Source organism: Microbacterium sp. B35-04, from assembly GCF_010634885.1.
Taxonomy (GTDB): Bacteria; Actinomycetota; Actinomycetes; order Actinomycetales; family Microbacteriaceae; genus Microbacterium.
In genome coordinates this window covers 1-2478 of record NZ_MWLP01000146.1, presented here as the reverse complement: position 1 = coordinate 2478, position 2478 = coordinate 1, and the positions used below count along the sequence as shown (strand labels likewise).

General features: G+C 71.4%; 1 protein-coding gene and 1 pseudogene. One reads left to right on the top strand and one right to left on the bottom strand.

From position 1 onward, the window contains the following. Positions 1 to 37 precede the first annotated feature (37 nt). On the bottom strand, positions 38 to 637 hold the full coding sequence (locus tag B1729_RS20065) for a methylated-DNA--[protein]-cysteine S-methyltransferase (RefSeq protein ID WP_163634580.1): 600 nt from the start codon (positions 635 to 637) through the stop codon (positions 38 to 40). 210 nt (positions 638 to 847) lie between these two features. On the opposite strand from B1729_RS20065, the pseudogene B1729_RS20060 reads away from it, so the two are divergent. Next, positions 848 to 2478: pseudogene (locus tag B1729_RS20060) on the top strand (AAA family ATPase); the annotation flags it as partial.

Sequence of the window (2478 nt, the reverse complement as noted above, 5' to 3'; positions counted from 1 at the left end):
CTCGCAAGCTCGCTCAACGACCGCGTTCCTCGCTCGCTCAACGACCCGCCAGACTCGGCGCCTGCGGAACGCGCGGTCCCTGCTCGAGGTCGATGAGGAACCGCTTCATCTCCGGCTGCCCGCCGTACTCGCCGAGAGAGCCGTCCGCGCGCACGACGCGGTGCACCGGGACCACCACCGAGAACGGTGTGGTCGCGCACGCGGTGCCGACCGCGCGGGCGGCACGCGGGATGCCCGCAGAGATCGCCACCTCGCCGTAGCTCGCCGTCTCGCCGTACGGGATGTCGCACACGGCCTCGAGCGCCGCCCGCGTGAAGCCGCGGACGAGCCGCCAGTCCAGCGGAAGGTCGAACTCGTGGCGATCGCCGTCGAAGTACTCATCGAGCTGGGCGATCGCGACGTCGAACAGGCCACCGGCATCGGCGCCGGCGTCGGGAGCAGAACCCGGGGCCACGGCATCCGCTGTCTCGTCCGGAATCGGCAGCGCGCGCAGCCGCAGCGCGACCCGTTCGATCTCGGCGTGCAGGGGGCCGTCGAAGGGATGGAGGGTCACGATGCCGTCGGCGGTCGTGACGATGAGGATGTCGCCGATCGGCGACGGGTGGACGCGATAACGGGGGGAGTCCTCGGGTGTCATGCGACCATCCTGGCCCGCAGCGCCGACCCTGCGGCGGGTGCACGTGACGTTCTGTGGGAAGCCGCGCGAGGTCATGCGTTGGGGAGGAACCGGCACGGGAGGGCAGGTCGCGACCGCGTCCAATACCGCGAAACTCAGGTCCATTGCAAGTACCCGGCAGTCCCCGCCTTTAGGGTGGCACGTGTGTGGCGAGCAGAACGGAGCGCCGTGCTGGGCTCAGAAGATGCCGAGCGCGGGTACGACGTGACCCCGGGTGATCTGGGTCTCGCCGATCCCGACGTCACCGTGGTGCACGTCGCCGAGTCCGAGCGCGACCGGCTCCGCCAGCAGTCGGCCGCGCTGGGCGGCCGCTCGACGCTGCTGCACTTCTCGGACGGCCAGGACGCCTCCATCGAGATCACGAAGGCGCATCCCGGCAGCCTCCCGCAGTTCATCACCGGCCGCTCGACGCTGCTCTCCAACCTCTTCCGCGACGAGGTCGCGCTCCGCAACGCGCGGCTGGCCGCCGAGCGCATCACCGCGAAGGATCAGGAGCTGCGCACCACGCGCGGCCTCGACGCCGTGCGCCTCGCCGTCGGCCTCGCGAACTGGCGTGTCGGCGGAATCGGCTGGAGTGCGCCGGTGCTGCTGCGGCCGCTCGCGATCCGCCGCCACCACGGCGACTTCGAGCTCAAGCTGCACGGGACGTTCTCGGTCAATCCCGAGCTGATCCGCGCGATGCACACCCACTTCGGGATCATGATCGACGCCGGCGGCCTCGCCGCCCTCGCCTACGACAACGGCGTCTTCAAGCCGCAGCCGGTGATCGACCACATCCGTGCGCTGACGGCATCCAGCGAGAGCTTCGTCGTGAAGCCCCGCCTGCTGGTGTCGAGCTTCGCCGACGTGGGCGGAGACATGGCGCTCGACGCGACCGATCTCGACCACCGCGTGCTGAACGCCCTGGCGGGTCACGTCGCCGACCGCGAGTCGCTCACGTTCCACCGCCGTGGACCCGTGCCCACCAGCCCGGACGAGCGCCCTCCCGCAGCCGACATGCTGCTGCTCGACGCGGACTCCGAGCAGGAGCGCGTGCTCGCGCGCGTGACCGACGGCCAGTCCCTCGTCGTCCACACGCTGCCCGGCACCGGCGGCACGCAGACCGTCATCAACGCCGTGGGCGCGCTGGTGCGCGACGGCAAGCGGGTCCTCGTGGTGAGCGCACGGCGCTCGACCCTCGACGGAGTGCGACACCGGCTCGCCGGCATCGGGCTTCCAGGCCTCGCGGTCTCGCCCGACCGACTGCAGCGCGACCTCATCCGTGCGATCGGCCGCAACGAGAAGGCCCAGGCGCCCAAGGTCTCCGACATCGACGACGCGCTGGTGCGCCTACGCGGCGTGCTCCGCGACTACCGCGCCGCCGTGACGGCGCGGCATCCGTCGTTCGGGGTGTCCGTCCTCCACATCCTGCGCGAGCTGTCGCTCCTCGCCGAGCGAGGCGGCGCGCCGGTGACCGAGGCCCGCTTCGACGAGAAGGCGCTCGAGCGTCTGGCGACGACGCGACAGGATGCCGCGGCCAAGCTCGCCGCGGCGGCCCGGCTGGGCGAGTTCCGGTTCGGCCCCGACGACTCGCCCTGGTACGGCGTCACGTTCACGACGGTGGAAGAAGCCCGCGGCGCCCATGCGCTCGCCGGCAAGCTGCACCGCAGCGACGTGCCCACGCTGCTGGAGCGCGGCTACGAGCTGATCGCGCAGACGCGCATGCGTCCCTTCCAGACCATCGCAGAACTCGGGGTGTACCTGCGCCTGCTGCGCGGCATCCGTGACTCGCTCGACCGGTTCAGCCTCACCGTCTTCGAGCG